Origin of the sequence: Burkholderia sp. HI2761, assembly GCF_002223355.1 — a bacterium.
Lineage (GTDB): Bacteria > Pseudomonadota > Gammaproteobacteria > Burkholderiales > Burkholderiaceae > Burkholderia.
Genome location: NZ_NKFN01000004.1, coordinates 1009252 through 1035917, shown reverse-complemented (window position 1 = coordinate 1035917; position 26666 = coordinate 1009252). Strand labels below are relative to the sequence as shown.

General features: G+C 65.5%; 22 protein-coding genes, 1 tRNA gene and 1 pseudogene. 7 read left to right on the top strand and 17 right to left on the bottom strand.

Going from position 1 to position 26666, the window contains the following annotated elements; genetic code table 11:
- The first annotated feature begins 28 nt into the window (after positions 1-28).
- Positions 29-1588, top strand: coding sequence for a DHA2 family efflux MFS transporter permease subunit (locus CFB46_RS11440; RefSeq protein ID WP_027784274.1), 1560 nt, complete (start codon positions 29-31; stop codon positions 1586-1588).
- Between the two features lie 108 nt (positions 1589-1696).
- Here CFB46_RS11440 and truB read toward each other — a convergent pair whose 3' ends face one another.
- From truB to CFB46_RS11395, 9 genes are all read right to left on the bottom strand, one after another.
- Positions 1697-2629 (bottom strand): tRNA pseudouridine(55) synthase TruB, encoded by a 933-nt coding sequence (truB, locus tag CFB46_RS11435; RefSeq protein ID WP_089499994.1) that lies wholly within the window; start codon positions 2627-2629, stop codon positions 1697-1699.
- A gap of 13 nt (positions 2630-2642) precedes the next feature.
- Positions 2643-3041, bottom strand: coding sequence for a 30S ribosome-binding factor RbfA (gene rbfA / locus CFB46_RS11430; RefSeq protein WP_006752288.1), 399 nt, complete (start codon positions 3039-3041; stop codon positions 2643-2645).
- A 114-nt stretch (positions 3042-3155) separates the two neighbouring features.
- The gene (gene infB / locus CFB46_RS11425) at positions 3156-6092 is read right to left on the bottom strand and encodes a translation initiation factor IF-2 (protein ID WP_089499993.1); all 2937 of its coding nucleotides are present in this window, start codon (positions 6090-6092) and stop codon (positions 3156-3158) included.
- A gap of 91 nt (positions 6093-6183) precedes the next feature.
- A complete protein-coding gene (nusA, locus tag CFB46_RS11420; protein WP_006495348.1) occupies positions 6184-7659 on the bottom strand; it encodes a transcription termination factor NusA in 1476 nt (491 codons plus the stop codon).
- Positions 7659-8117: a ribosome maturation factor RimP gene (gene rimP / locus CFB46_RS11415; RefSeq protein WP_011351796.1), complete on the bottom strand. Its 459-nt coding sequence runs from the start codon at positions 8115-8117 to the stop codon at positions 7659-7661. The genes nusA and rimP overlap by 1 nt, the downstream gene beginning before the upstream one ends.
- Before the next feature lie 449 nt (positions 8118-8566).
- The gene (gene rluB, locus CFB46_RS11410) at positions 8567-10327 is read right to left on the bottom strand and encodes a 23S rRNA pseudouridine(2605) synthase RluB (protein WP_089499992.1); all 1761 of its coding nucleotides are present in this window, start codon (positions 10325-10327) and stop codon (positions 8567-8569) included.
- Between the two features lie 60 nt (positions 10328-10387).
- Positions 10388-11413 (bottom strand): SMC-Scp complex subunit ScpB, encoded by a 1026-nt coding sequence (scpB, locus tag CFB46_RS11405; RefSeq protein ID WP_089499991.1) that lies wholly within the window; start codon positions 11411-11413, stop codon positions 10388-10390.
- A 272-nt stretch (positions 11414-11685) separates the two neighbouring features.
- Positions 11686-12885: a pyridoxal phosphate-dependent aminotransferase gene (locus CFB46_RS11400; RefSeq protein ID WP_089499990.1), complete on the bottom strand. Its 1200-nt coding sequence runs from the start codon at positions 12883-12885 to the stop codon at positions 11686-11688.
- A 63-nt stretch (positions 12886-12948) separates the two neighbouring features.
- A complete protein-coding gene (locus CFB46_RS11395; RefSeq protein ID WP_027784267.1) occupies positions 12949-13851 on the bottom strand; it encodes a LysR family transcriptional regulator in 903 nt (300 codons plus the stop codon).
- Between the two features lie 431 nt (positions 13852-14282).
- On the opposite strand from CFB46_RS11395, the pseudogene CFB46_RS11390 reads away from it, so the two are divergent.
- Positions 14283-14678 (top strand): annotated as a pseudogene (locus tag CFB46_RS11390) (transposase); the annotation flags it as partial.
- A 202-nt stretch (positions 14679-14880) separates the two neighbouring features.
- A complete protein-coding gene (locus CFB46_RS11385; RefSeq protein ID WP_027784266.1) occupies positions 14881-15132 on the top strand; it encodes a hypothetical protein in 252 nt (83 codons plus the stop codon).
- Positions 15133-15326: 194 nt separating this feature from the next.
- Here CFB46_RS11385 and CFB46_RS11380 read toward each other — a convergent pair whose 3' ends face one another.
- The gene (locus tag CFB46_RS11380; RefSeq protein ID WP_027784265.1) at positions 15327-15644 is read right to left on the bottom strand and encodes a hypothetical protein; all 318 of its coding nucleotides are present in this window, start codon (positions 15642-15644) and stop codon (positions 15327-15329) included.
- Between the two features lie 160 nt (positions 15645-15804).
- Here CFB46_RS11380 and CFB46_RS11375 point away from each other — a divergent pair, with 160 nt between their 5' ends.
- The 3 genes from CFB46_RS11375 (at position 15805) to CFB46_RS11365 (ending at position 17399) form a co-directional block, all read left to right on the top strand.
- Positions 15805-16521, top strand: coding sequence for a YdcF family protein (locus tag CFB46_RS11375; protein WP_027784264.1), 717 nt, complete (start codon positions 15805-15807; stop codon positions 16519-16521).
- Positions 16522-16729: 208 nt separating this feature from the next.
- The gene (locus tag CFB46_RS11370) at positions 16730-17005 is read left to right on the top strand and encodes a hypothetical protein (RefSeq protein WP_006486101.1); all 276 of its coding nucleotides are present in this window, start codon (positions 16730-16732) and stop codon (positions 17003-17005) included.
- Positions 17006-17141: 136 nt separating this feature from the next.
- Complete coding sequence (locus CFB46_RS11365) at positions 17142-17399, top strand: hypothetical protein (RefSeq protein WP_011351788.1); 258 nt, start codon at positions 17142-17144, stop codon at positions 17397-17399.
- 46 nt (positions 17400-17445) lie between these two features.
- Here CFB46_RS11365 and CFB46_RS11360 read toward each other — a convergent pair whose 3' ends face one another.
- From CFB46_RS11360 to CFB46_RS11345, 4 genes are all read right to left on the bottom strand, one after another.
- Positions 17446-17736 (bottom strand): putative quinol monooxygenase, encoded by a 291-nt coding sequence (locus CFB46_RS11360; protein ID WP_089499989.1) that lies wholly within the window; start codon positions 17734-17736, stop codon positions 17446-17448.
- Positions 17737-18270: 534 nt separating this feature from the next.
- A complete protein-coding gene (gene bamC, locus CFB46_RS11355) occupies positions 18271-19479 on the bottom strand; it encodes an outer membrane protein assembly factor BamC (protein WP_089499988.1) in 1209 nt (402 codons plus the stop codon).
- A 140-nt stretch (positions 19480-19619) separates the two neighbouring features.
- Positions 19620-19696: transfer RNA gene (locus tag CFB46_RS11350), tRNA-Pro, on the bottom strand.
- A gap of 131 nt (positions 19697-19827) precedes the next feature.
- The gene (locus tag CFB46_RS11345) at positions 19828-20541 is read right to left on the bottom strand and encodes a class I SAM-dependent methyltransferase (protein ID WP_089499987.1); all 714 of its coding nucleotides are present in this window, start codon (positions 20539-20541) and stop codon (positions 19828-19830) included.
- 393 nt (positions 20542-20934) lie between these two features.
- Here CFB46_RS11345 and CFB46_RS11335 point away from each other — a divergent pair, with 393 nt between their 5' ends.
- Complete coding sequence (locus CFB46_RS11335; protein ID WP_089500395.1) at positions 20935-23145, top strand: hypothetical protein; 2211 nt, start codon at positions 20935-20937, stop codon at positions 23143-23145.
- An 82-nt stretch (positions 23146-23227) separates the two neighbouring features.
- Here the strand turns inward: CFB46_RS11335 and CFB46_RS11330 are convergent, their stop codons facing one another.
- From CFB46_RS11330 to pheT, 3 genes are all read right to left on the bottom strand, one after another.
- Positions 23228-23638: a MerR family transcriptional regulator gene (locus CFB46_RS11330; protein WP_089499985.1), complete on the bottom strand. Its 411-nt coding sequence runs from the start codon at positions 23636-23638 to the stop codon at positions 23228-23230.
- Between the two features lie 58 nt (positions 23639-23696).
- Complete coding sequence (locus CFB46_RS11325) at positions 23697-24083, bottom strand: integration host factor subunit alpha (protein ID WP_006486093.1); 387 nt, start codon at positions 24081-24083, stop codon at positions 23697-23699.
- 72 nt (positions 24084-24155) lie between these two features.
- Positions 24156-26585 carry a phenylalanine--tRNA ligase subunit beta gene (gene pheT / locus CFB46_RS11320; RefSeq protein WP_089499984.1) on the bottom strand — a complete coding sequence of 810 codons (2430 nt, stop codon included), beginning with the start codon at positions 26583-26585 and terminating at the stop codon, positions 24156-24158.
- Between the last annotated feature and the right edge of the window lie 81 nt (positions 26586-26666).

The following is a 26666-nucleotide window of genomic DNA, read 5'->3' as shown; positions in this document are numbered from 1 at the left end:
CCGTTCCGACTTCGGAAAGGCAATCGACATGGCACAGGCTCCTGCCTCCTACCCGCCCCTGCAGGGCGGACAACTCGTGCTCGGGACGATCGCGGTGTCGCTCGCGGTGTTCATGAACGTGCTCGACACGTCCATCGCGAACGTCGCGATCCCGACCATCTCGGGCGACCTCGGCGTGTCGTCCGACCAGGGCACATGGGTCATCACGTCGTTCGCGGTCGCGAACGCAATCTCGGTGCCCCTGACCGGCTGGCTGACCGACCGCTTCGGGCAGGTCCGCCTGTTCCTCGCGTCGATCATCCTGTTCGTCATCTCGTCGTGGATGTGCGGGCTCGCACCGACGCTGCCGTTTCTGCTCGCGTCGCGCGTGCTGCAGGGCGCGGTCGCAGGCCCGATGATCCCGCTGTCGCAATCGCTGCTGCTGTCGAGCTATCCACGTGCGAAAGCGCCAATGGCACTCGCCCTGTGGTCGATGACGACGCTGATCGCGCCGGTCGCCGGGCCGATCCTCGGCGGCTGGATCTCGGACAATTATTCGTGGCCGTGGATCTTCTATGTGAACATCCCCGTCGGCATCGCCGCTGCGCTCGCTACGTGGTCGATCTACCGTACGCGCGAATCGACGGTGCGCCGCGCGCCGATCGACGGTGTCGGCCTTGCGCTGCTCGTGCTGTGGGTCGGCTCGCTGCAGATCATGCTCGACAAAGGCAAGGATCTCGACTGGTTCGCGTCGACCACGATCGTCGCGCTCGCGTTGATCGCGGTCATCTCGTTCGCGTTCTTCGTGATCTGGGAGCTGACCGCGGAACATCCGGTCGTCGACCTGTCGCTGTTCCGCATGCGCAACTTCACGGGCGGCACGATCGCGCTCGCAGTCGGCTACGGGCTCTACTTCGGCAACCTCGTGCTGTTGCCGCTGTGGCTGCAGACCCAGATCGGCTATACGGCGACCGATGCGGGCCTCGTGATGGCGCCCGTGGGGCTGTTCGCGATCCTGCTGTCGCCGCTGACCGGCAAGTTCCTGCCGCGCACGGACCCGCGCTACATCGCGACCGCCGCGTTCCTCACGTTCGCGCTGTGCTTCTGGATGCGTTCGCGCTACACGACCGGCGTCGACGAATGGTCGCTGACGCTGCCGACGCTCGTGCAGGGTATCGCGATGGCGGGCTTCTTCATCCCGCTCGTGTCGATCACGTTGTCCGGCCTGCCCGGCCACCGCATTCCAGCGGCGTCCGGCCTGTCGAACTTCGTGCGGATCATGTGCGGCGGCATCGGTACGTCGATCTTCCAGACCGCGTGGGATCATCGGAACAACTTCCACCACGCGCAACTGGTCGAACAGGCGAATCCGTACAACCCGACGTTCAATCAGGCCGTCACTCAGATGGGTAATCTCGGGCTCACGCAGCAGCAGGCGCACGGCCTGATCAACAACATGGCCACGCAGCAGGCCGCGCAGCTCGGCGTGAACGATCTGTTCTACATTTCGGCAGCGATCTTCGTGCTGCTGATCGGATTGATCTGGATCACCAAGCCCGAACGCGCGGGCGGCGGCGATGCCGGTGCGGCGGCGTCGGCGGCGCACTGAGCGCTATCCGGCTGCGCATCACCGCGCGATCACGCCAAACAAAAAGCCCGGTCTAACTCGACCGGGCTTTTTTTCATTCTGCTGCGTGCACGTGCGTGCGCCGCTGCGTCATTGCGCCGTCACGACGAGCCGTTCCGGTGCGAGCACGCCATTCGCCTTGCGTGCCACGCCGAGCAATCGCGTTGCGTCGTACACGCGCACGCGCTCGCCATCGGCCGCGCCGATCGGCTCGAGCGCCGACAGCGGCAGGCGCTGGCCGTGCAGGAACCGCTTCGCGGACGCGTCGTCGAGCCGAATGGCCGGAAACGTCGACAGCAGCGCATCGACCGGCTGGAGCCATGCATCGCGCGCCGATTCGGCAGCATCCGACAGCGCATCGAGCGTCACCGCGTGCTCGAGCGTCAGCGCACCGACGCCCGTGCGACGCAGCATCGTCAGATGCGCGCCGCAACCCAGCGCCTCGCCGATATCCTCCGCCAGCGTGCGCACATACGTGCCCTTGCTGCAGGTCACGCGAAACGTCACGTCGGGCAGCTCGCACGCGAGCAGTTCGAGCGCACGGATCGTCACGTTGCGGCCTTCCCGCTCGACGGTCTGGCCGGCTCGCGCATATTCGTACAGCGGCTTGCCGTCGCGCTTGAGCGCCGAATACATCGGCGGCACCTGCACGATCTCGCCGGTGAAGCGCGCGAGCGCGGCCTCCACCGCCGCCCGATCGCATTCGACCGGCCGCGTGTCGATCACGTCGCCTTCCGCGTCGCCGGTAGCCGTGCGCTGGCCGAGACGCATCGTCGCTTCGTAGGTCTTGTCGGCGTCGAGCAAATCCTGCGAGAACTTGGTCGCCTCGCCGAAACACAGCGGCAGCAGGCCCGAAGCCAGCGGATCGAGCGTGCCGGTGTGACCGGCTTTCTTCGCGAGAAGCAGGCGCTTGGCGCGAATCAGCGCATCGTTGCTCGACAGGCCGACCGGCTTGTCGAGCAGAAGAACGCCGTCCAGCACGCGCCGGGGCACGCGCGGACGTTGGGGTGCTGCATTCGTCATAGGCCGGTCGAGCTCAGTCGTCCTTGGCAGGCGCGTCGGCCTCGTCGTCGTCCTTCGCGCGCGTCGAGTTCGCTTCCTTGATCAGGCGCGACATTTCGACGGCCTTCTCGATCGTCTGGTCGTAATGAAAATGCAGCGTCGGCACCGTATGAATGTGCAGGCGCTTGAACAGCAGGTTGTGCAGGTGACCCGACGCATGGTTCAGCGCCTCCTGCGTCTTGTCCGGATCGCCGGTAAGCGCCGTGAAGTAGATCTTCGCATGCGCATAGTCCGGCGTGAGTTCCACGCTCTGGATGGTCACGATGCCGATGCGCGGATCTTTGACCTCGCGCATGATGAGTTCGGACAGATCGCGCTGAATTTGATCGGCGATCTGAACGTTGCGATTGGGGGAAGTACGTTTCCTGGACATGATCGATCCGTGATCCGTTTATCAGGATGAAGCGGCGGCCATTTTCGGCACGCCACCATGAAAATGGGCGGGGCAAGCCCAAGCCTGCCCCGCCCATGAGCCGATACGCGACGATTACAGCGTACGTGCGACTTCGGTCACTTCGAAGACTTCGAACTGGTCGCCTTCGATGACGTCGTTGAAGTTCTTCACCGACATACCGCACTCGAAGCCTTGCTTCACTTCCTTCACGTCGTCCTTGAAGCGCTTCAGCGATTCGAGTTCGCCCGTGAAGATCACGACGTTGTTGCGCAGCACGCGCACCGACGACGAGCGCTTGACGATGCCGTCCGTGACCATACAGCCTGCGACCGTGCCGATCTTCGGTACCTTGAAGACCTGGCGCACCTCGACCATGCCGGTGATGACTTCGCGCTTCTCCGGCGCCAGCATGCCCGACATCGCCGCCTTCACCTCATCCACTGCGTCGTAGATGATGTTGTAGTAGCGGATATCGATGCCGTTCGACTCGGCCAGCTTGCGCGCCTGAGCATCCGCACGCGTGTTGAAGCCGATGATGACCGCCTTCGATGCCGTCGCGAGGTTGACGTCGTTTTCGCTGATGCCACCCACCGCGCTGTGCACGATCTGCACGCGCACTTCGTCGGTCGACAGCTTGAGCAGCGATTGCACGAGCGCTTCCTGCGAACCCTGCACGTCTGCCTTGATGATGAGCGGCAGGTTCTGCACTTCGCCTTCGCCCATCTGTTCGAGCATGCTTTCGAGCTTCGCGGCCTGCTGCTTCGCGAGCTTCACGTCGCGGAACTTGCCCTGACGGAACAGCGCGATTTCGCGTGCCTTGCGCTCGTCCGGCAGCACGATCACTTCCTCGCCCGCACCCGGCACTTCCGACAGACCCTGGATTTCGACCGGGATCGACGGGCCGGCTTCCTTCGTCGGCTTGCCGTTCTCGTCGAGCATCGCACGGACGCGGCCGTAGGCCGTACCCGCCAGCACGATGTCGCCGCGGTTCAGCGTACCGGACTGAACGAGGATCGTCGCGACCGGGCCTTTACCCTTGTCGAGCTTCGCTTCGATCACGATGCCCTTGGCCGGCGCTTCGATCGGTGCCTTCAGTTCCAGCACTTCGGCCTGCAGCAGCACGTTCTCGAGCAGATCGTCGATACCTGCGCCCGTCTTTGCCGACACCGGCACGAACGGCGAATCGCCACCGTATTCTTCCGGCACGACGCCTTCCGCGACCAGCTCCTGCTTGACGCGATCGAGGTTCGCATCCGGTTTGTCGATCTTGTTGATCGCGACGACGATCGGCACGCCACCCGCCTTCGCGTGAGCGATGGCTTCCTTCGTCTGCGGCATCACGCCGTCGTCGGCCGCCACCACCAGCACCACGATGTCGGTCGCCTTCGCGCCGCGTGCACGCATTGCCGTGAACGCCTCGTGACCCGGCGTATCGAGGAACGTGATGACGCCGCGCGGCGTATCGACGTGATATGCGCCGATGTGCTGCGTAATGCCGCCCGCTTCGCCCGCGGCAACCTTCGCGCGGCGGATGTGGTCGAGCAGCGAGGTCTTGCCGTGGTCGACGTGACCCATCACCGTGACGACCGGCGGACGCGGAAGTTGCTCCGCATCGGTGGTCGTTTCGCCTTCGACGAGCAGCGCTTCCGGATCGTCCAGCTTCGCCGCGACCGCGCGGTGGCCCAGTTCCTCGACGACGATCATCGCCGTTTCCTGGTCCAGCACCTGGTTGATCGTGACCATCTGGCCCATCTTCATCATCACCTTGATGACTTCCGAGGCCTTGATCGACATCTTGTGCGCGAGATCGGCAACCGACACGGTTTCCGGCACGTGCACTTCACGCACGATCGGCTCGGTCGGCGCCTGGAACGACGATGCGCTGTCCTGGTGACGGCCGCGACCCTTCGGGCCGCCGCGCCAGCCGCGGTCGACGCCGCCGCTCGAATCGCCGCGCGTCTTGATGCCGCGGCGCTTCGCCGCGTCGTCCTGCCAGCCGCCCTTGCCTGCGCCCGGCTTCTTGTTGCGGTCGCCCGCGCCTGCCGGTGCCGCCGTCGTTGCCGGCGTTGCGCCGGCCGGCTTCTTCACTGCCGGGCGCGCCTGCGCGCCTTCAGGCTTCGCCGGCTTGTGCAGCGTGCCCTTCGCTTCGGCCGGCTTCGGCGGCTCGACCGGCTTCGGCGGCTCGACTGCCTTGACCACGGCCTTGCGCGGCGTGTTCATCATTTCGCGGATCGCACGCGCTTCGGCCTCGGCGGCCGCGCGGCGCTTGCTGATCTCTTCCTGCTCGGCGCGGGTTTTGTCCGCCGCCTCGCGGGCAGCATCCTCGGCCTTCTTCGCCGCTTCGCGCTGCGCCGCACGTTCGGCAGCGGCACGGGCTTCGGCGGCCGCGCGCGCTTCGTCCTGCGCGGACTGCGCGCTCGGTGCTTCCGGCTCGGCCGCGGCGGCCTGCTGCGCTGCCGCCTGCTGCTGTGCCGTAGCGGCTTCGGCCGCGGCACGCTTCGCCGCAGCTTCTTCCTCGGCGCGACGGCGCTCGGCTTCGGCCGCTTCCTCGCGGGCGCGACGCTCGGCTTCCTCGCGCTCGAGGCGTTCCTGGCGCTCGCGCAGTTCCTGAGCCTGCTTCTCGAGCAGCTCGGCCTCGCGGCGCGCTTCTTCCTCGCGACGCTTCAGTTCCGCATCGTCGTCCGCTTCGGCGACCTGCGCCTGACCCTGTTCCGCACCTTCGCTCACGTCGTCGCGCTTGACGAACGTACGCTTCTTGCGAACCTCGACCTGAATGGTGCGAGCCTTGCCCGTCGCGTCAGATTGCTTGATCTCCGACGTATGCTTGCGGGTCAGCGTGATCTTGCGCTTGTCGCCGTCGGTTGCGCCGTGCGACTTGCGCAAATGATCGAGCAGACGCGCCTTGTCCGTCTCGGACAGCGCATCGTCTTCACTCGCTTTCTGGACGCCCGCTGCCTGCAGCTGTTCGAGCAGCACACCAGCAGGCATTTTCAGTTCCGCGGCAAATTGGGCTACGTTGTTACTCGCCATTCATTCCTCTTAGTGCAAGGACCGATTCCTTGCGGTTAGCATCGGGTCAGGCCATACGGCCGCCATCAAATCAGTGCGCCATGGTCATTTCTCACTGGAACCAATGTTCACGTGCTTTCATGATCAACGCCTTAGCGGCATCCTCTTCCATTCCGGTCATGTCGACCAGTTCATCTACAGCCAGTTCGGCGAGATCGTCGCGCGTCTGCACGGCGTGTTCGGCCAGCTTCGCGAGCAGCTCCGGCGTGATGCCGTCGAGGCTCTTGAGATCCAGCGCTGCGTTCTCTACCTTTTCTTCGTTCGCGATGGCCATCGTCAACAACGCGTCGCGTGCGCGGTTGCGCAGTTCGTGCACGGTGTCCTCGTCGAACGCTTCGATTTCGAGCATTTCGTTGAGCGGCACGTACGCGATCTCTTCGAGGCTCGTGAAGCCTTCGTCGATCAGGATGTCGGCAACTTCTTCGTCGACGTCGAGACGCGCCATGAACAGTGCACGCAGCCGGTCGCGCTCTTCGCCCTGCTTCAGGGCGGATTCGTCCGGCGTCATGATGTTGATCTGCCAGCCGGTCAGTTCGCCGGCAAGGCGAACGTTCTGACCGCTGCGGCCGATCGCGACAGCCAGTTCGTTCTCGTCGACGACGACGTCCATCGAATGCTTTTCTTCATCGACGACGATCGACTGGACGGCTGCCGGCGCGAGCGCGCCGATCACGAACTGGGCGGGATCCTCCGACCATAGCACGATGTCGATGTTTTCGCCACCGAGCTCGTTGCGCACGGCCTGCACACGGGAGCCGCGGATGCCGACGCAGGTGCCGATCGGATCGATCCGCTTGTCGTATGCGATGACGCCGATCTTCGCGCGCACGCCCGGGTCACGGGCAGCCGCCTTGATCTCGAGCAGGCCCTGCTCGATTTCCGGCACTTCCATCTCGAACAGCTTCATCAGGAATTCGGGCGCCGTGCGCGACAGCTCGATCTGCGGGCCGCGCGCGGTGCGGTCGACCTTCGCGATGTACGCGCGCACGCGGTCGCCCACGCGCAGGTTTTCCTTCGGGATCAGCTGATCGCGGCGCAGCAGCGCCTCGACGCGGCCCGATTCGACGATGAAGTTGCCCTTGTCGAGGCGCTTCACCGTACCCGTCATGATCTTTTCGCCACGCTCGAGGTAGTCGTTCAGGATCTGCTCGCGCTCCGCGTCGCGCACCTTCTGCAGGATCACCTGCTTCGCGGCCTGCGCGCCGATGCGACCGAACTCGATCGACGGAACGGGTTCCTCGACATACTCGCCGACTTCGACGTCGGGCTTCTGCTCACGTGCTTCGAACAGCAGGATCTCGCGATCCGGCTCCTGCAAGCCTGCCTCGTCGGGAACGACGAGCCAGCGACGGAAGGTTTCGTGCTCGCCGCTTTCGCGATCGATATGGACGCGGATTTCGGCGCCTTCGTCGAACAGCTTCTTGGAAGCGGACGCGAGCGCAGCCTCGAGGGCGCCCAGCACCACATCCTTGTCGACGTTTTTCTCGCGCGCCAGCGCATCCACCAGCATCAACACTTCGCGACTCATTATTTGCGGCTCCTAAAGTCAACTTGCGGAATCAGGCGGGCTTTGTCGATATCGGCCAGCGTGAAATCCAGCATGGCTGCCTCGCCCTTCTTCCCCTCAAATTCCAAACCGATCGTTTCGCCATTCGGCGCGTGCAGAATGCCCCGGTACGTCTTGCGCCCGTCCAGCGGCTTTTTCAAGGTCACGGAAACTTCGCTGCCGGCGAAGCGCTCGAAGTCGGCCAGCTTCTTCAACGGGCGGTCGAGCCCCGGGGACGAGACTTCGAGCCGTTCGTAATCGATGTTTTCGACCGTCAAGACGTGCTGGAGCTGACGCGTGACCTTTTCGCAATCTTCGAGCGAGATGCCGGCAGGCTGATCGATATAGATGCAAAGCATGCCGCGCCCGGTGCGCTCGAGATCCACCAGCTCGTAGCCGAGCCCGGTGACCGTGGTTTCTATCAGTTCCGTCAGTTGCACTGTGTCCTCTCAGGTGTTCGCGCCCGCCGCTCGCGATTACACCCGCGGGCGCGCGCCTTAGCCGGCGCAGGAAGCGCTACCCGAGATGCCTAACCGTTTCAGCAAAAAAAAATGGGCGGAACGCCCATCTTCTTACTGGTGGTCGCACCTGAGCCGCACATTGAATCCGTACGCCCAGCGACTCCGCGATTATAGCGTTTTTTGGCGCAAACGCCAAGCCAGCCGGTAAAAGCAGCGCGTCGGCTGCCTTTACGGACCGAAAATGCGAAATCGGGCTGCCCGATCGACCGATACCACCCTACCGAACCAGTGATCGTCGTTGTCGCGGCACGCGACATGGATGCAGCCGAAACCCATCAATGCAACGCGTCGTGTCGACAAAACCGCCGGACGCCGGCCAGACCGACGAGCCGGCGGCTTTGCGCCGCCGTACGCCAATCAACAGGCGCTTAGCGACTACGCGTACGACTGCGCTGCGGACGCTGACCGCCGCGCGGGCCACCGCCGTTGCCGGCGCCGTCGGGACGGTTGCCGTTCGGATTGCGGTTGCCGCCGCCCTTGCTGCCGCCGCGCTTGCCAGCCGCGCCATCGCGCTTGGGGCCGGCGCCATACGACGCGCGATTGCCGTCGACTTCGCGACCGCCGCCGGTGCGATTGCCATCACGGCCGCCACCCGCGCGGTTGCCATCACGGCCACCGCCCGGACGGTTACCGTAGCCGGACGGCGCGACCGGCAGGCTGCCGTAGCCGCTCAAGCCCGGCAGGCCCGGGCCGCCGCGTCGGCCACCGCCGCGGCGCGGCTGGTCGAGCTGCCCGTGCGTCGTCAGCACCGGCTCGCGGCTGATGAAGCCCATCGACGTCTGCATCGGATCGGGCTGGCGACGCTCGGTCGGAGCGGCACCGCCACGCTTGCCCTTCTCTTCGGACGGCGCCTTCAGGCCGACGGTCGCCATCAGCTTGCGCACCTGCGCGTCGTCGAGCTCTTCCCAGCGGCCACGCTTCAGGCCGCGCGGCAGCGGAATCGGGCCGTGACGCGTACGGATCAGCCGGCTGACCATCAGGCCGACCGCCTCGAACATCCGGCGCACTTCGCGGTTGCGGCCTTCGGCCAGCGCGACGTGATACCAGTGGTTCGTGCCTTCGCCGCCGCCATCGCGGATGCGCAGGAAATTCGCCGGACCGTCGTCGAGCTCGACGCCGTGCAGCAGCTTCTGCCGCATGCCTTCGGCCAGCTCGCCGACGACGCGCACCGCGTACTCGCGCTCGACGCTGTAACGCGGATGCATGAAGCGGTTCGCGAGGTCACCGGAGGTCGTCAGCATCAGCAGACCTTCGGTATTGAAGTCGAGACGGCCCACCGCGAGCCATTTCGCCGTCTTCATCGGCGGCAGGCGGTCGAACACCGACGGACGGCCTTCCGGATCCGCGTGGCTGACGATTTCGCCCGTCGGCTTGTGATACAGCAGCACGCGCGGCGGCTTGTTCGGCAGCTTGCGCTTGACCGGCTTGCCGTTGATCCGCACCTGGTCGGTCGGCATGATCCGCTGGCCGATGTGCGCGGGCTCGCCGTTCACCGACACGCGGCCGGCGACGATCAGTTCTTCCATTTCGCGGCGCGAACCCATGCCCGCTTCCGCCAGCACCTTGTGGAGCTTCGGCGCGTCGTCGTCCGGCGACAGCACGCGCTTGTTCGCAGGCTGCTGCTGGCCGCGGCCGCGGCGCAGCATCGGCGCACGCACGCCGCTACCGCCCGCGGAGTTGTCCGCGTCGAAGGCGGGCGACGTCACGTACGCGAACAGTTCGTCCTCGGACGCATCGCCTTCCACGGCTTTCGCCGGGCCGCCTTCGGCCTTCGATGCACCGCGACGGCCCTGGCCGCCCTGGCCGCCCTTGGCCGCGCCTTCGCGCTTGCCGGCCGGCTTGCGAGCACCCTTGGCCGCACCTTCCTTGCGCGGCGCACGCGCGGGCTGCGCGTCGGCAGCCTCGACCGGCGGCGCATCCGCGCCCTCGGCACCGGGCTGCTCGCCTTCGGCGCCCTTCGACTTGGCCGCCGCGCGACGCCGCGCGATCAGGCTGCGCGGACCGCGCCGCAGACCGCGGCGGGGACGCTCGTCGCCACCCGCGGCCGAAGCATCCTGCTCCGGCGCATCGTCGGCACGCGCTGCCTGCACGGCAGGCGCGGACGATTCAATATCGTGGATATCTGTCAAAACAACCTCAAAATGTCAGGTCTCGCGCCCGGCGCGGGCGCGGCAAGAAGTTGGCCGCGATCAGGCGCGACGCTGTTTGGGTTCTGCTTCGTCGTCCGGCAGCGCGTCGGCGCCGATGGGCGCACTGGCGCTTCGTACGGCATCCGCGAGACTGTCGGACGTGTCGTCCAGCGTCTCGTCGTCCGCGGAACGGGAACGAGAGGCGTCGGCCCAATCGGCCTCGCCGGGCATGTCGCCGGCCGCTTCCGCTCCGTCTCCGGCAGCCGCTTCGGCGGCCGGCTTGCGATCTTCCTCGCTCCAATCCGCACGCTGCGGCTCGGGCTCCACACCGGTCGGCACTGCTTCGGCGCCAACCTGTTCCGTATGTTCCGTTTGGCCGCGATCAGCATCGAGCGTATCGCGACTCGGAATTTCCTGCGTCGACGCGACGTCGGCCGGCACCTCGGCCGACCGGCCACCGGGCGCTTCATCCGCGAGCGCCTGCGGCACGTCGGCCGCCGCATCGTCGGCCACCGGCATGTCACCGTCGAAATCCATCGCCTGCTGCGCGAGCAGCGCGGCCTCGATGTTCGCGGCCGGCTCTTCGAGCGCCGGCAGGTCGTCGAGCGCCTTCAGGCCGAGATCGTCGAGAAACTGCTTGGTCGTCGCATACAGCGCCGGACGCCCCGGCACGTCGCGATGACCGATCACCTCGATCCAGCCGCGATCCTCGAGTTGCTTGACCACCTGCGTATTGACCGTGACGCCGCGAATCTCTTCGATGTCGCCGCGCGTGACGGGCTGTCGGTACGCAATGATCGCGAGCGTTTCGAGCACCGCGCGCGAATATTTCGGCGGCTTCTCGGGATGCAGGCGATCCAGATAATGACGCATCGCCGGCTTGCTCTGAAAGCGCCATCCGGTCGCCAGCGCCACCAGTTCGACGCCGCGGCCGGACCAATCCTGTTTCAGATCTTCGAGCAACGTGCGGACCGTGTCAGCCGACACGCCGTCGGCAAAGAGCTTGCGCAAATCGCCGAGCTTCAGCGGTTCCTGCGCACAGATCAAAGCAGTCTCGAGGACGATCTTCGCCTCTTGGGTATTCATGCAGCTAGGCCAGACCCTGTGGTCAAACGAACCGGATCAACAAACAGACGAAAGGAACGGAAGACGCGCTCGCCCGATTCTGATCGGTCATATTGATGGGAGCACGAACCGGGGGCGGCGAACCAACTTCAGGCCAGGCCCAAACCGGACGGAACAGCACGGCTCAACGACGGAACCGCGTGACTGAACGCCATATTACGCAAAATTGCCCGGTGCGTAAAGATGAGCGGAACAGGCCGCCGTACGGAGCGGCCGCCCGCTCCGTCCCCGCTTCAGCCGGCGGCCGCGCCGTGCGCAAGGAACCGGCGTAGCCGCTCGACGCCCGCGTCGAGCCGCACCGGATCGCACGCATAACACCAGCGCACGAACCCTTCCCCCTCCGGGCCGAACGCGCGACCCGGCGCAAGGCCGAGCCCCGCGTCGCGCACCAGCGTCTTGCAGAACGCCAGGCTGTCGGCCGCGCCCGGCAGTCGCAGGAACAGGTACATCGCGCCCGGCGGAGGCGGCACCTCGATGCCCGGCAGCGTTCGCAGCGCGGCGACCAGGTGATCGCGCGCGTCGCGCAGCGCCGTGACGAACGACCGCACGAACGGCTCGCCGTCGCGCAACGCGACCTCGGCCGCGGCCTGAACGAAGCCCGGCGCACACGACGTGTTGTATTCGACGAGCTTCGACAGGTCACCCATCACCGATGCCGGCGCAATCAGCCATCCGAGCCGCCAGCCCGTCATCGCCCATGCCTTCGAGAATGAATTCACGACCACGACGCGCTCGTCGCGGGACGCGATATCGAGAAACGACGGCGCGCCGCCCTCGTCGAATGCAAGCCGCTCGTACACCTCGTCGGCGACCAGCCAGATGCCGTGACGACGGCAATGAGCGAGCACGGCCCGCTGATCGTCGCGCGACATCGTCCAGCCGGTCGGGTTGTTCGGCGAATTGATCAGCAGCATCCGCGTATCGGGCGTCAGCGCCGCGAGCAACCGGCCGACATCGAGCTGCCAGCCCGCGTCGCCGTAGCCGAGCGGCACGCATTCGAGCTGCGCGCCGAGGATCTTCGGAATCTCGACGAGATTCGGCCATAGCGGCGTGACCGCGACGACACGCTCACCGGGCCCGACCAGCAACTGCGCAGCCAGCATCAGCGCACTCACGCCTGAACTCGTCACGGCTACCGTGTCGGCCGCCGTCGCGCCATGACGCGCGCCGACATAGGCCGCGATCGCGTCGCGCAGCGGCGCCGTGCCGAGATTGTGCGTGTAGAAGGTCGCGCCGTCGCGGAGCGCCGCCGCCGCGGCGTCGCGGATGAAGTCCGGCGTCACCCGATCGGATTCGCCGAACCAGAACGGCAGCATGTCCGGGACGCCGAAGCCGGCATTGGCGACCTCGCGGATCAGGGACGGACGCAGCGCGTGCACCGCGGCGCGCGCCGCCGGCTCGTTCGCCGGGAAAAGACCTGCGGAATGCGTCATCGAGAGCCACCGCCCAGGAACACGATCCGCGTAGTGTACCGGCCGGCAAGCCGGACCGGCACGTCAGTCGAGATCCTCGGCCCTCGCCGGCATCTGCCGCACGAGCTCCCAGATCGCCTGTGCGGCGGGCGACAACGACCGGTCGCGGCGGCGCACCAGTTCGACGGTGCGTTCGGTGCGCGGCGTGAGCGGCCGGGCGACGAGCGTCGAGCCGGCGGGCAGCGGCAGCGACAGCCACGGCTGCACGCTCACGCCGACACCGGCCTCGACCAGCCCGAACACCGTCGCCGAATGCCCAAGCTCCTGCATGACCGTCGCGTTGACGCGATGCGTGGCCAATGCCGCATCGATCAGCGGCCGGCTGCCCGAGGCATGATCGAGCAGCACGAGGCGCTCGCCGTCCAGCGCCGTCCACGGCACCTCGGCCCGCGCCGCGAGCGGATGGTCGGCGCGCGCGACGAGGCAGAACGAATCGGTCATCAGCGGCTCGCAGACGAGATCGGCGACCGCCAGCGGCCCGATCACGACACCGAAGTCGACTTCGCTCGATTTCACCTTGCGCAGCACGTCGCTCTGCACGTCGTCGCGCAGGCCGAGCGTCACGAACGGGAACTGGCGCTCGCACGACGCCACCACGCGCGGCATCAGCCTGCATGCGATCGTCGGGCTTGCCGCGACGATCACGCGCCCGCGGCGCTGCTCGCCGATCTCGCGAATCTCGCGCAGCGTGTCGTCGAGATCGTCGAGCAAGCGCGACACGCTCGCGATCAGGTTCGCGCCGACGTCGGTCAGTTGCACGTCGCGCGTCGTGCGGTCGATCAGCTTCAGCCCGAGTTCGGCCTCGAGTTCCCGCACGCAACGGCTGACCGCGGACTGCGTGAGTCCGATCTCGTCACCCGCCCGACTGAAGCTCTTGAGCCGCGCGACTTCGATGAATACGCGAAGCTGGCGCAGCGTGACGTTCATGTCCCGACCTCATCAATCGTCCATATCGATGCGTGATTTTAATGTGCGAAATCGGCGTCGGCGAGCGAATCCGGCACCCGTCGCACATGTTTCGCTGCGGTGCAATACGTTCGCAAACGCACGTGACGTGGGCGAATTGCACAAGATTGGTGATTGTCCCGATTTGCGCACGGGTTATTTTGGCGTCTTATACGCCCCTAGCTGACTTAGCCGTTAGCTCGCTGCCAAGCGGCTCTCGAGGGATTCGCCTCCGACATGGCACGCTTCGTGCATTACCTGGCGCACAGGGTGCAGGTTTCGTCGGACGGAAGAGCAGAAACGCCGCTGCCGGCCAACCGGACGCCCCCACCCGGCACTCGACGATCGAGTGCTTGAAGAGTGCGCGGCGCAGGGCAGCGCACCGGAGTTAGCTTCGCTGAGGTGAGGACATGATGCTGTTCGACGATTTGAGAGATAACGAGTGGGCGCTGGTCGAGGGTCTGTTTTGCTCGGAGCCCGCACGGAGTGAGCGGCGCGGCCGTCCCCGCGTGGAAGCCCGATCGGTGGTCAACGCCGTGCTGTGGGTGCTGTCGACGGGTGAAGGCTGGTCGAAACTGCCGGGCCGCTATCCGTCCCCGCCGACCTGCCGCCGTCGCTTCGACGAATGGCAGGCGGACGGTACGCTCGCCGAAATCGTGAAGCGACTCGGCACGAGCGGCCGGCAGATCTCGCTGCGCGGACGCATCGGCGCCAGCGCGGCGAAGCCGCCCGCCCCGCCGAGCCGCGACCGGCTGCGCGGCGCATTCTGGACCAATCCGGAATCCTGGCGCGCGCCCGTCAAGATGGCGTAACGAATGCTCGATCGGGCGGCTTCGGCCGCCCGGTTTCTTTTCCGCGACGCGATCTTCTCGCGACGCATGCCTTGCCGTCGATTGTCGTTGTCGTGCCGCGAAACAACTATTTACCAATATTTACAGCACGCCTGCACTCCCGCGCTTACCTTAGCGAAATATCAACAGGCCGCACTGACGGCTTGAAGGGAGTCCCGCCATGAAAACAATGTCACTGCTCGTTGCATGCGGCATTGTCGTTTCCGTGGCGCTGAGCACCCCCGTCCATGCCGATGATCGCGCGAAGCCGCCCCATCGTCAGCAGGATCACCGGAACACCTTTCGACAGCCTCCGTCCGCGAACCCGTCCAGCCGGCAAACCGTGCCGCGCGGCGACCTGCGCGGCGACATCGCCAGCAACGCGCGGGCGCGAATCGGCTCACAGCCGCCTGGCGTGCCGCGCCATCCGTAACCCTGCCGATTTCGAGATTCCGCCAAAGAAAATGCCCGCATCCGGGAACTGCGCCGCAAGCGACGAGTCACATCGTTGCCATGAGCACAGCGTGGCAGCAGCAAAAGTATCCGGTACGCCCGTATCCTCGCGATACGGGCTTTTTTTTGCATCGCCGGCCTGCGCGGCGATGCACGAGACGGGAGGGAGAACCGCTACAGGCGGCTTTCGAGAATCGCCACGGCACTCGCTTCGCTCAATGCGTAGTCGTCCATGCGGCGATCGGTCCAGGAAAGTAATTTCTCGTCGCGCTCGAGGCGCGCGAATTCGGCTCGGCCGCTGTCGGTCAGTATGGCGATGTCGACCGGTGCGTGAAAGCCCGGTGCGGGAGCAACGGTTTTTTGCCTGACCGTGTCCATCAGCCCGAGCGAACGGAGATACTCGAACACGCCCGGGCGGCGTGCCCACGGTACCTGGCGGTACTGCACTCGTCTCAATGCGTCGAGCACCGCTTCGTTGGAATACGTGGCCATCTCGATTCTTTCTTAAAGTGCAGCGACAATGCGAAGCGGCGAGCCGGGCGGGGTCTCCGCCCACCGAAACCGCCACCGATTCTGGAGGCCGACGTTGTTCGGCGTCGCGTCAGGGCCGTATCGTCAGCCGTCCATAAAAAGACACCATACCCCAATCAAATTGATTCTGTTCGATTCATTTGTACTTCTCTTCATCGGTTTCATGCTCTGCCGCAACCAGCGTCGAACCATTTCCATCGCCGCCGCCGCGCTGTTCTGGCTGCTGGCGACGGGCTGGCTCGCGGCGCCGCTGATCGCCTGGACCGAAGCCGGCGTCACGCCGGTCGAGCACCCCGACATGCGCGGGCGAACCACGCTGATCCTCATCGGCGCCGGCACGCGCCGTACCGACACGGGATTGCAGCCGCCGCCCGACGGCGTCGCGCGCATCCACAAGATTGCGGCGCTCTATCGCACCTGCCGGCAGCAGGCCGAACGCTGCACCGTGCTGATGTCGGGCGGCGACCCGCAGCATCACGGCGACACCGAGGCGGCCGTCTACGGGCGCCAGCTCGTCGCGCAAGGCGTGGCGCCGGCCGACCTCGTGCTCGAACCGAACAGCCGCACCACCTACGAAAACGCGAAATTCACTGCGTCTATACTACGCTCACAGTATGACGACACGCGCGTTCTCGTCACGTCGTCGTATCAGATGCGCCGGGCGCTGCTCGATTTCCGCCGTTTCGGCATCGATCCGCAGCCCGTTTACGCGAATCTCCGACGCGCGCAGACGGGCTGGCTGCCGCGCTGGCGCAATCTGGCCAACGCCGAGCAGGCGCTGCACGAGCTGGTCGGCATCGCGCAATTTCACGTGTATCGTTGGCTCGGCTGGTTTTGACGACCCCGCGAAAATCGCTGCACCGCGCCGGATGGCACACGCGTGACGAAGTGCGCGAAGTGTTGCGCGACTTCAACGGGGCCTTGCGTCGTGCGGCGATCCGGTGCACATTGATCCGTCACTTTTGTTACACTCGACACGCACTCGATTGCAGTCGCCAGACAAAACGGCACACTCGGGTTCATCACCACTTAGCGGAGGTAAAGCAATGAAGAAGACGTCCCTGGCTATCCTGGTAGCGATGTCGGCGCTGACTGGCGCAGCGTATGCGCAAGAGAGCACGCAGATCCAGACCATCACCGATCCGGCCAAGATCGCCGAGATCGAGCAGCGTGCACAAGCGCTGCAACAGCAGCAAGCGGCCGAAGCGGCTCAGCCGGCGGCGCAGGAAGAGCATCACCACGGCAAGAAGGCTGCGCATCACAAGGCAGCAGCGAAGAAGGCCGGCAAGAAGGCGAAGGCTGCAGACGCTGCCAGCCAGTAAGTTCGGCGGCACCGCAGCAGCGACAAGCCGAATCCGGGCAACCGGGTTCGGCTTTTTTGGTTGCGGCGCCCGCGCGCTGTGCTAAAGTCGCGCACCGAAATTTTCCACCCGTGCGCACCCCGGTGCGGAGGACAGCATGAGCAACATTCAACTCGACATCGAGTGGACCGAAGCCGCCACTCGCCAGATCAAGCAACTGATGCCCCGCGGCTCGGCCGACGCGTTTCTTGCGCTGCCGCCGATCGAGTGCCTGCCGATGGAGGGCGACGTGCTGTTCCTCGGCCCGCAAGGCAAGCAGCAACCGTTCATCGTTGCCGAGCGCCAGTATCACCATGACGGCGACGCCGACTGGACGATCATCCTGATCCTCGACGTACCCAGCACGTCGCACTGACGCGCCGCCGCGACCGGACACGTCCGGTCGCCCCACCCGGCACGACTCAGACGAGCTTCGACAGCACGCGGATTTCGGAACGTTCGATCCAGTCCGCGGCCGCTTCGCGATAAGCGAGAATATGCGCGGAACGCGCATGAGCGGCCAGCGCCTCCTCGCTCTCCCAACGCTCGACGAATACGAACCGCGCGGGCTCCTTCAGATCCCGGTGCAGGTCGTACTGCAATGCGCCTGCTTCGTTGCGGGTCGGCCCCACGATTCCTTCGAGCACGGCGCGCAGTTTTTCCTCGGCGCCCGGCTTCGCCACGATCAGCGCCACGACTGCAATTTCGGCCATTCCCGCTCCCTTCATTCGAAAAAGATCGAGAATACGCGAATCCCGCGCCGCGCATCGGCTACGCCGGGCCGGCATGACGACGGCACAAAAAAAATAGCCCGCGCTTCAGAGAAGCGCGGGCGAAACCGTCGCCCTACGAGGATAGGCGACGGGGCCATCGGGATCCGCATGCTGGCGCGGATCGTCATCTGTTGCGCCGACGCGTGTCGCGTCGACATGTGAAAGCGTCGATACCGTTGTTCGGGCGCTCGCGGCGCATTCCCCGGACTCTGACGCCATCCTCCCTTTTCCAACGATTCCAACCTATAAAGCAGGTTGCGTGCCAGGCATCACGCGACCGACATTCCATTGATTTATAAGGACAATTTTTTAGATCGGCGACAATGTGACACTTGGTTTGTCGCCGTAACGCCCGGATGTTACGTAACGTCACGCGGCGGGGCCGAACCACTCGAACACCCGCACGCGCCGGCGAGCGGCCATGAAAAAAGCCCGCCGGATGGCGGGCTTTTCAAGGTGCGGGAAACGCCGGAATCAGCGGAGCTGATTCACGAGCAACCCCATGATCTGACGAGCCGGCGACGACGTATCGATCGCACCCGCATCGTCGACGACCGCGACGCGCGTCTGATCGGCCGTGAGCGCCTTCACGTTGACGCGATACTGCTTCGCCTGCTTTTCCTTCTTGCCGTGGAACAGCTGGCTCCAGAAACCTTGCTCGGCCGAACTCAGATCCTTCGGATCGACGTAGCGCACGAAATACAGGCCCTTCGAGCGATCGCGATCGTCGACCGTGAAGTTCGCGCGATCGAGCGCGAAACCGACGTGCAGCCACGACCGGTCGTACGGTTCGCCGAGCGTGACTTCGGACGGCACGGCCGCTTCAGCCGCATCATTGCCTTGCGCCGACGTGCGCGAGACGTTCTGCGCGGCGATTGCCGCCGCGGCCTTCGACGACGCGTCGGCATCGGCCTTCTTGTCCGTCGGTACCGCGTTGTCCTTGATGTTCGCGATCGGAGGTTCGCCGTTCTTCGCGCGTTGGTCGTTCTGCGCCAGCACGGCCATCAGCCGCTTCAGGTATTCCGTCTCGAGCGCCGGGTCGTTCGGCTTCGGTTCCCACTTGCTCGAATCGTTGTTCGCGCCGGTGATCGCCTCGCGCATCCCCTTCTGGCTGATGAACACATAGGTGCCGCCGTTCGGCGCCGAATCGAGACGCGTACGGTACTTGTTACGCTCGGCCGTCACGTACGAATTGCCCATCGCCTTCGAGATCACGCTGCGGATCAGGCCGTCGTTGATCTGCGGATGGGTTTCGTTCCAGTCGGTTTCCATCACGCCCTTGTCGCGCTGGTCGACGACGAGCAGGAAGCCCTGCTCCTGCCAGAAACGGCGAACCTGCGGCCAGATCGCGGCCGGCTGCTTGCCGTCGATCACGAGCCAGCTTTCGGTGCCGTCGCGCTGGATATGCATGCCGGTCACGGCCGGCGCGACGGTGTCCAGCGCGGGCGCGGCCTGCTGGACCTGCTTGAGCGCGGACAGGGAAGTCGCGCCGCCCTGGGGCGGCAGCGAACGCTGATCGGCCGTCTCGTCGAGCATGTTGGGCGGCACTGCGAGCGACGCTTCTTTCGATTTCGAATCGCTCTTGTAGTCCACTTTCGTGGGCGACGACGTACCGCAACCGGCGACGAGCGCGCCGGTGGCGAGCACTGCAGCGAACCGCATGGTAAGACGAAGATCAGTCATGTTCGGGGAATCCTCTTCCGCTAAATCACGGCGCTTTCCGTGGATCAACCTTGCATTTTACCGGGGCCGCGCTGCGATGTGCAAAAAAGCGACGGCCAAGAAAAAACCCGCGTCAGCTCAAGCTGACGCGGGTTCTTGTCTGGTCGGGGCGAGAGGATTTGAACCTCCGACCACCTGCACCCCATGCAGGTACGCTACCAGGCTGCGCTACGCCCCGAAAGAAAAAAATTATAACAGACAGTTTCCCGATTTAGAACGGGCTGCATGCATTTTGTGAATGTTCTCGTGAAATTTTTTGGCGCGATGGCGCCGATGCAAGCAATCCGCGACACCCGTCCCGCCTCTGCGTTACCGCTTGCGCGCGACGCAGATGACCGTCAGACCGGCGACGCGATTGAAGCGGAACATCGGCAACTCGATGCGGCAGACCGTCTTGAGCAAACCGTTGACGAACGGATGATGACGACGCAATTGCGACGCAGGCTCGCGCGGATGCGAACGCACCCGCTCGCCCAGCCGCAATGCGGCCGCGAGCGGAAACGTGAGGCCGAAATAATAGGCGCCGTGCTCGACGTCGAGCCCCGCACGCCGGGCCACCTCCTCGAGACCGCCGAGCGTATACCTGCGCTTGTGCTCGAGGAAATCGTCGTGACCGCTCCACAGGAACTGGAACGCGGGAACGGTGATCAGGAAGCGGCTGTCTGGAGGCGCGCCCTTCACGTACTGCGTCAGCAGCCCGACATCGTCGTCGACATGTTCGAGCACGTCCATCAGCAACACGAGATCGGCATCGAATCGATCGACGGAGCGCCGATAGTGGATGGGCTTGCCGGCCGCCTCGCCGTCGCTGTCGTCGGCGTAGCTCGTATCGACACACCATGCTTCGGTCGCCTGCGTGCGCTCGAGCAGATGCTTCGAGAAAAAGCCGGAACCCGCACCGACGTCCAGTATCCGGTTCGCGCCCGACGCACCCAGGAACCGGCGAATCGCGCTCGCCTTCGACGCGTAGTACCAGTGATCGCCCACCCCCGCACCCAGTACGTCGACTTCCTTCAGGTCCATGGCGCTTCCCCGTGATGGCTGCCGTGTCGTGATATCGAACCCGCCATTGATGCCGATCTTACCTCGCCCTCATCGTCGATCGTATCCGTCGATGCCCGGGGGCCGCGCCGCTTGGGCGTCGGGTGAAACCCGCGCCGGCCAAGGCCTGCAGCGGGTTTTCACGGCCGCCTCGACAGACGCCGACCGTCGGTCCGAGCAAACCAAACGACCGTTTGATCCAGCCGTCCATTCACCTCGAATCCATTGTCTGGCCGCCCGCCGGCGCGCGGTGCCCGGCCACCCGTTGTTTGGTAACGCCGCTCTAGCGCGCTATGACACACTGCACGGCATCGACGCTCGCGCCGTGCAGTGGCGCGCGCCGCCGTCGATCAAGACAAGACATGGAGACAGACGATGCGGAATGCGGTCCGGCGCGGCCATCGCTCGCCTTTGGCAATTTTCGACTGGTTTTCCGGCCTGCGACGCCCGGCCGCCCGGGGGGCCCACCTGACATCCCGTGCGTTCGGCTGCGGCGCGCTGGCGCTCGCGCTGCTCTGCGCCGGCTGCGCGGAATCGGCCGCGCAACGCGACAGCAACCCGTCCATCGCGTCGACGAAAATCGAGCGCACCAAGGCCGAGCTGCTCGCGCGCGAGCAGCAGATCGCACGTACCGTGCCGTCGCTCGCATCGATCAGCCTCACGCAACCGCGCCCGTTCACGCTGCGCGACTCGGGCCAGAACGGCGCGATGACGTTCCTGCGCGACGTCGATTTCCGCATCGTCAACAACCTCGGCTTCTTCATCCATCAGCTGTCGGCCACGCTTGTACCGACGCAAGCCGGCGCGCCGATCGTATTCGACGATCCGACGAGCTTCGAAATCGACGTGCACGAAGGCACGGTCACGCTCGACAACGCGAAGCTGACCGCCCTCTTCAACACCTACATCTTCGGCTATCGCAACGCGCCGCTGCGCAAGCTCGCGGTGTCGGCCGGCGACGGCGTGATCCATCTGCAAGGCGAGATGCAGCGCGACGGCTGGGTACCGTTCTCGCTGACCGGCACGCTCGCGATCCGCGACGGCAGCCAGCTCGTGTTCCATCCGACCGGCGTGCGCGTGTCGGGCATCAACGCGCAGCCGGTGATGCGCGCGGCCAACGTGAAAATGGCCGACCTGCTGAAGGTGCAGACGCCGATCGCGCAACTCGCCGGCGACGATCTCGTGATGGCGGTCGACAAACTGATGCCGCCGCCGCGCCTGAAGCTCACGATCACCGCCGTGCGCGTGACGCCGGCGGGCCTCGACCTTAAGCTCGACGACGGCACGCATGCCGGCTTTGCGATGCCCGCGAATGCGCCTCAGCAGGCGATGTTCATCCGCGGCGGCGACGTGAAATTCATGCGTTCGATGCCGATGAACGCCGACATCCTGATCGGCCCGATCGAGCCGTCGAAGCGCGACCAGACGTTCGTGTTCGACCTGTATCACTATCGAGACCAGGTGTCGGCCGGCTACTTCAACTTCGACGAAAGCGGTGCGATGGCGATTCGGATGCCTTCGTATACGGGGCCGGCCAGCGGCACGCTGCTCGGCAACGCCGCGGCGCGCCTGAACGACAGCTTCCTCACAGCGCAGCAGAATACGCTGCGCGACGTGCGGCAGCACTGGGAAGCATACGCGCTCGCGGCGGACGCGATGCGGCCCGGCATGCAGAAGGTCGCGATGCGGCGCACGTCGACGACGCCGTTCAACGAACGGCATGTGTCGAACCGCAACCCGACGATCCACCTGCGCAACGTCGACTTCAACCTGTCAGGCGATATCGGCTTTCATGTCGAGGATCTCGACGTGGAACTGGTGTCGAAGCGCCCGGGCGAACCCGTCGATCTCGACGACCCCAACCAGTACGACATCCGCATTCTCGGCGGCACGGTTGTCGAGTCGTGGAAGGCGATGTCGGCGCTCTTCAACAACTACCTGCTCGACTATTCGCCCCGTTCGCTGAACGACCTGCAATTGAGCGCGGACGGCCAGAACCTGCGCGTCCAGGGCGGCATCAAGCTGTGGAATCACGTACCGGGCGTCTGGCTGCCGACCGACATGAAGGGCTCGCTGACGGTGCTCGACGACCGCCACCTCGCATTCAAGCCGTCGCAGGTGTCGGTGCTCGGCATCCCGCAGGCGACGCTGCTGCGCTCGCTCGGCATCGAGCTCGCGTCACTGACGCCGTTGCAGCGGCGCGGCGCGGAACTGCGCGGCGACACGCTCGTGCTCGACCAGTACACGGTGTTCCCGCCGCCCGTGCTGAACGGCAAGCTCGACCAGGCGACGGTCGAGCGCGACGGATTGCGTCTCACGTTCCGGCGCGCAGCGGGTGCGCCCGCGCCGAAGCGGCCGCAGATCGACGCGCCGAGCTACATGTGGATGGAAGGCGGCGACATGAAGATGTTCAACGTGCTCGAACTGAACGTGCGCGCGCTGATCCGGAATTCGGCCGAGGCCGGCCCGATGCGATTCGACCTGTACGGGTACCGCAGCCAGGTCGCGCAGGGCTCGGTGCGGATGTTGCCGGACGGCACGCTGGTCGTCGACATGGGTCGGAAGAATCCGCTCGCGTCGCGCTGATTCGCTTGCGACACACGCATGAAAAAAGCCCGGTGGCATGTGGCCAACCGGGCTTTTCGATGCATTCCCGCGCGCTGTGCGCTCAATCGTGTTTCAGTCCGTCGATCACGTCCAGCAACGCCTGCCGCAACGCGATGACGTCAACCGTTGCGCCCGGCTTGCCCGCCTCGCTCGCGTCGGCGGCCCGCGCATCGGATTCGACCGGCTCCCCCGCAGCCCGGCTGCCGGGCGAATCAAGCCGGTTGCGCGCGCCGTTGATCGTGAAGCCCTGCTCGTACAGCAACTCGCGAATCCGCCGGATCAGCAGCACTTCGTGATGCTGGTAATACCGCCGGTTGCCGCGCCGCTTCACCGGCCGCAGCTGAGTGAATTCCTGTTCCCAGTAACGCAGCACATGCGGCTTGACCCCGCACAGTTCGCTGACTTCGCCGATCGTGAAGTAGCGCTTCGCGGGAATCGGAGGCAAGACGACTTTCTCAACCGTAGTGGTCATCGTCGGTTAACCGTCGGTAAAGGGTGCGCGGCGGCCGCGCGGGGCGTGGGCGCGCGTATTACTCCGCGCCGTTTTCGACCAGCGCCTTCAGCTTCTGGCTCGCGTGGAAGGTTACCACCCGGCGGGCCGCGATCGGAATCGCCTCGCCCGTCTTCGGATTGCGGCCCGGACGCTGCGGCTTGTCGCGCAGCTGGAAGTTGCCGAACCCCGACAGCTTGACGCTTTCGCCGTTTTCGAGCGCGTCGCGGATCACTTCGAAAAACGCCTCGACCATGTCCTTCGCTTCACGCTTGTTCAGCCCGACGCTGTCGAACAGCAGCTCCGCCAGTTCCGCCTTCGTCAGCGTCGGCGTCTCGGTGGACGCCGGCGCCGAAGCGTCGCGGTTCATCGCGCTGCGTTGCGCCGTCAGGAGGGCTTCGAATTCACTCGAGGTCATGTCGTTCATATCTGCCATACAGCGCGTTGAATCAAAACTTACGATGGAAAAAAGCCGCCCGCGAACGGGCCGGCCCTCTCCTTAGCCGCGCAGACGCGCACCGGCACGAGCCATCCGCTCGACCAGCGTCTGGATCGCCTGATCGACGACCTCGTCCTGCAGCGTGCCAGCCGCGTCCTGCAGCGTCACGCGGAAGGCAAGGCTCTTCTCGTTCGCGGCAAGACCACCGGAAGTATTTGATTTTGCACGAAATTCGTCGAAGAGTACAACCTTCTGAACGAATCGGCAGGCCTCTTCGGCAAGCGCCTTCTTCATTTCGTCGAAAAGTGCCTGAACCTCGACCGCCTGATCGACGACAACGGCGATATCGCGACGGACCGGCGGGAATTTCGACACGTCGGTCGGCGCGGGCAGCGCACGTGCGATCAGCGCGTCCGCGTCGATCTCGAACATCACCGGCGCGTGCGGCAGCTCGTACTTCTGCATCAGGCGCGGATGCAGTTCGCCGATCCAGCCCACCGCGCGGCCATCGACCTCGATGCGTGCGCTGCGGCCCGGATGAAGGGCCGGATGCTCGGCCTTCACGAAGCGTGCAGCGGCCGGCGCGAGCAGCGCTTCGAGATCGCCCTTCACGTCGAAGAAATCGACCGCGCGGGTCGCCACGCCCCACTGCTCGTCGACTGCCGGACCGTACGCCAGCGCGCCGACACGCTTCGGCTGCGCGTGACCTTCGACCGCCAGCTCGCCGGCCTTCACCGACGGATCGGCGACGAACACGCGACCCGACTCGAACACGCGCACGCGGTCGGCGCGGCGGTTCAGGTTGTGACGCAGCACCGCGATCAGGCTGCCGAACAGCGTCGTGCGCATCACCGAAAGCTGGCTCGCGATCGGGTTCAGCAGCCGGATCGGGTTGTCGTTGCCCGCGAAATCGCGCTCCCACTCCGCATCGACGAAGCTGAAGTTGACGGTTTCCGCGTAGTCGCGCGCGGCCAGCGCGTGACGGATATCGTGGATCGAACGCCGCGTCTCGTTGGTCGCGCGCATTTCGCTCGTCGCGACCGGCGGCCGCGCCGGGATCTTCTCGAAGCCGTAGATGCGCGCCACTTCCTCGATCAGGTCTTCCTCGATCTCGATGTCGAAGCGGTGCGACGGCGGCGTGACGAGGAACGCATCGTCTTCACGCTCGAACGGCAGGCCGAGGCGCGTGAAGATGTCCGCGATCTCGTCGGCGTCGATCTTCACGCCGATGATGCGGTTCGCGCGCGACACGCGCATCTTCACCGGCGCGCGCTGCGGCAGGTTCACCGCCTGATCGTCGACCGGGCCGGCCTTGCCGCCGCAGATCTCGAGGATCAGTTGCGTGATGCGCTCGACGTGCTCGACGGTCGTCGCGTAATCGACACCGCGCTCGAAGCGATGGGCCGCATCGGTCGAGAAGTTGTACTTGCGCGCGCGGCCGCGGATGCTGTCCGGCCACCAGAACGCGGCTTCCAGGTAGATGTTGGTCGTATCGAGCGTGACGGCCGTGCTGTCGCCGCCCATGATGCCGGCCAGGCTTTCTACGTGACGATCGTCCGCAATCACGCCGACCGTTTCGTCGAGTTCCACCGTGTTGCCGTTGAGCAGCTTCAGCGATTCGCCGCGCTTGCCCCAGCGCACTTCGATGCCGCCGTGGATCTTGTCGAGATCGAACACGTGCGACGGGCGGCCGAGTTCGAACATCACGTAGTTCGAGATGTCGACGAGCGCGGACACGCTGCGCTGGCCCGAACGCTCGAGGCGCTCGACCATCCACTGCGGCGTCTTCGCATGCGCGTTCACGCCGCGGATCACGCGACCCGAGAAGCGGCCGCACAGATCGGGCGCGGCAATGCGCACCGGCAGCGTTTCGTCGAGCTCGACGTTCACCGGGCGGATGTCGACCGGCGTCAGCGGCGCACCGGTGATCGCGGCCGTCTCGCGGGCGATACCGAACACCGACAGGCAGTCGGCCTTGTTCGGCGTCAGCTTGATTTCGAAGATCGTGTCGTCGAGATTGAGGGTTTCGCGAATGTCCTGGCCGACCGGCGTGTCTTCCGGCAGGATCAGCAGCCCGCTGTGATCCTCGGACAGCTTCAGCTCGCGCGCCGAACACAGCATCCCCTGGCTCTCCACGCCGCGCAGCTTCGACAGCTTGATCGCGAACGGCTTGCCGCCCTCTTCCGCCGGCGGCAGTTCCGCACCGATCAGCGCGACCGGCACCTTGATGCCGGGCGCCACGTTCGGTGCGCCGCAGACGATGTTCAGCGTCGCGCCGGTGCCGGCGTCGACCTGGCAGACATTGAGCTTGTCCGCATCCGGATGCTTGACGACTTCGAGCACGCGGCCGACGACGATCTTCGACGTCGGCGGCGCAGCCTTGCTCAGCGATTCGACTTCGAGCCCCGCCATCGTCAGCGCGTGCGACAGTGCGTCGGTCGTCAGCTGCGGGTCGACAAAGGTTCTCAACCAGGATTCAGGGAATTGCATGGATGTCTACGTTCGAAACAGGTTAGATCGACGCCCGGGCCCCTCGGAAACGTCCGTCGGAGCGTGCGCGGGCACGGGTCG

Coding starts and splice junctions, on each gene's coding strand:
- CFB46_RS11440 (WP_027784274.1), top strand. CDS start 29: ATGGCACAGGCTCCTGCCTCCTACCCGCCCCTGCAGGGCGGACAACTC.
- truB (WP_089499994.1), bottom strand. CDS start 2,629: ATGACGAATGCAGCACCCCAACGTCCGCGCGTGCCCCGGCGCGTGCTG.
- rbfA (WP_006752288.1), bottom strand. CDS start 3,041: ATGTCCAGGAAACGTACTTCCCCCAATCGCAACGTTCAGATCGCCGAT.
- infB (WP_089499993.1), bottom strand. CDS start 6,092: ATGGCGAGTAACAACGTAGCCCAATTTGCCGCGGAACTGAAAATGCCT.
- nusA (WP_006495348.1), bottom strand. CDS start 7,659: ATGAGTCGCGAAGTGTTGATGCTGGTGGATGCGCTGGCGCGCGAGAAA.
- scpB (WP_089499991.1), bottom strand. CDS start 11,413: ATGAATACCCAAGAGGCGAAGATCGTCCTCGAGACTGCTTTGATCTGT.
- CFB46_RS11400 (WP_089499990.1), bottom strand. CDS start 12,885: ATGACGCATTCCGCAGGTCTTTTCCCGGCGAACGAGCCGGCGGCGCGC.
- CFB46_RS11395 (WP_027784267.1), bottom strand. CDS start 13,851: ATGAACGTCACGCTGCGCCAGCTTCGCGTATTCATCGAAGTCGCGCGG.
- CFB46_RS11385 (WP_027784266.1), top strand. CDS start 14,881: ATGAAAACAATGTCACTGCTCGTTGCATGCGGCATTGTCGTTTCCGTG.
- CFB46_RS11380 (WP_027784265.1), bottom strand. CDS start 15,644: ATGGCCACGTATTCCAACGAAGCGGTGCTCGACGCATTGAGACGAGTG.
- CFB46_RS11370 (WP_006486101.1), top strand. CDS start 16,730: ATGAAGAAGACGTCCCTGGCTATCCTGGTAGCGATGTCGGCGCTGACT.
- CFB46_RS11365 (WP_011351788.1), top strand. CDS start 17,142: ATGAGCAACATTCAACTCGACATCGAGTGGACCGAAGCCGCCACTCGC.
- CFB46_RS11360 (WP_089499989.1), bottom strand. CDS start 17,736: ATGGCCGAAATTGCAGTCGTGGCGCTGATCGTGGCGAAGCCGGGCGCC.
- bamC (WP_089499988.1), bottom strand. CDS start 19,479: ATGACTGATCTTCGTCTTACCATGCGGTTCGCTGCAGTGCTCGCCACC.
- CFB46_RS11345 (WP_089499987.1), bottom strand. CDS start 20,541: ATGGACCTGAAGGAAGTCGACGTACTGGGTGCGGGGGTGGGCGATCAC.
- CFB46_RS11335 (WP_089500395.1), top strand. CDS start 20,935: ATGCGGAATGCGGTCCGGCGCGGCCATCGCTCGCCTTTGGCAATTTTC.
- CFB46_RS11330 (WP_089499985.1), bottom strand. CDS start 23,638: ATGACCACTACGGTTGAGAAAGTCGTCTTGCCTCCGATTCCCGCGAAG.
- CFB46_RS11325 (WP_006486093.1), bottom strand. CDS start 24,083: ATGAACGACATGACCTCGAGTGAATTCGAAGCCCTCCTGACGGCGCAA.
- pheT (WP_089499984.1), bottom strand. CDS start 26,585: ATGCAATTCCCTGAATCCTGGTTGAGAACCTTTGTCGACCCGCAGCTG.